General features: G+C 66.2%; 1 protein-coding gene. It reads left to right on the top strand.

Features of this window, described 5'->3' with window-relative positions:
* On the top strand, nucleotides 1-1,835 hold a 1,835-nt coding region (dnaE, locus tag ABZX37_RS49315), incomplete at both ends, for a DNA polymerase III subunit alpha (RefSeq protein WP_354751264.1).

Raw genomic sequence — 1,835 nt, 5'->3', positions numbered from 1 at the left:
TTCAAGTTCGACGGGGACGGTTATTTCCTGAAGTCGGCGGACGAGATGCGGGAGTACTGGGACAAGGAGGTCCCGGGCGCGGCGAACAACACGCTCCTGATCGCGGAGCGGGTCGAGTCGTATGAGGACGTGTACACGCACAAGGACCGGATGCCGGTCTTCGACGTCCCCGAAGGCCACACCGATGCTTCCTGGCTGCGCCATCAGGTGGCCGAGGGGCTCAAGTGGCGGTTCCCCGAGGGCGTCCCGGACGGCTACGAGGAGCGCTGCGACTACGAACTCGGCGTCATCGAGGGCAAGGGCTTCCCGTCCTACTTCCTGATCACCGCCGACCTCATCCAGCACGCGCGGGAGGTCGGCATCCTGGTCGGCCCGGGCCGTGGTTCCGCCGCGGGCGCGCTGGTCGCGTACGCGCTGGGCATCACGAACCTCGACCCGATCCCGCAGAAGCTGCTGTTCGAGCGGTTCCTGAACCCGGAGCGCATGTCGATGCCCGACATCGACATCGACTTCGACGACCGCCGCCGCGGCGAGATGATCCGGTACGCCACCGACAAGTACGGTGCGGACCGGGTCGCCCAGGTGATCACCTTCGGCACGATTAAGACCAAGGCGGCGATCAAGGACTCCGCCCGCGTGCACTACGGCCAGCCGGGCTACTCGATCGCGGACCGGATTTCGAAGGCGCTGCCGCCGCCGATCATGGCGAAGGACATCCCGCTGTCGGGCATCGTCGACTCGAAGCACGAGCGCTACGCCGAGGCCGCCGAGGTCCGCACGCTCGTCGAGACCGACGAAGAGTGCAAGACGATCTTCGACACCGCCCGCGGCCTCGAAGGCCTGATCCGCAACGCGGGCGTGCACGCCTGCGCGGTGATCATGTCGAGCGAACCGCTCACCGACGCGATCCCGGTGTGGCAGCGCGACGACGGCTCCATCATCACTGGCTGGGACTACCCGTCGTGCGAGGCCATCGGCCTGCTGAAGATGGACTTCCTCGGCCTGCGCAACCTCACTGTCATCGGCGACGCGCTGGAGAACATCAAGGCCAACCGCGGCGAGGAGATCGACCTCGACCGGCTCGGCTTCGACGACCCCGAGTCGTACAAGCTCCTCGGCCGCGGCGACACGCTGGGCGTGTTCCAGCTCGACGGCGGCGCGATGCGCGACCTGCTGCGGCGCATGCTGCCGACCGGGTTCGAGGACATCATCGCGGTGCTCGCGCTGTACCGCCCCGGCCCGATGGGCATGAACGCGCACAACGACTACGCCGACCGCAAGAACAACCGGCAGCAGATCAAGCCCATCCACCCGCAGCTGGAGGAACCGCTGCGGGAGATCCTGTCCGAGACCTACGGCCTGATCGTCTACCAAGAGCAGATCATGCAGATCGCCCAGAAGGTCGCGGGCTACACGATGGGCCGAGCGGACACGCTGCGGCGAGCGATGGGCAAGAAGAAGAAGGAAGTCCTCGAGAAGGAGTACGAGGGCTTCGAAGAGGGCATGAAGTCCAGTCCGCTGGTCGAGGGCGGCTTCTCGCCGGAAGCGGTCAAGGCGCTGTGGGACACGATTCTCCCGTTCGCCGGGTACGCGTTCAACAAGTCGCACGCCGCCGCGTACGGCCTGATCGCGTACTGGACCGCGTATCTCAAGTCGAACTACACCGCGGAGTACATGGCGGCGTTGCTGACGTCGGTCGGTGACAACAAGGACAAGTCGGCGATCTATCTGTCGGAGTGTCGCCGGCTGGGGATCAAGGTTTTGCCGCCGGACGTGAACGAGTCGGCTTTGCGGTTCGCGGCCGTCGGGGGCGACATCCGCTTCGGTTTGGGCGC

Origin of the sequence: Amycolatopsis sp. NPDC004079 (genome assembly GCF_040610415.1) — a bacterium.
Lineage (GTDB): Bacteria > Actinomycetota > Actinomycetes > Mycobacteriales > Pseudonocardiaceae > Amycolatopsis > Amycolatopsis halotolerans.
Note: the sequence above shows the minus strand (reverse complement) of the source record. Positions and strands in the feature narration are given on the sequence as shown.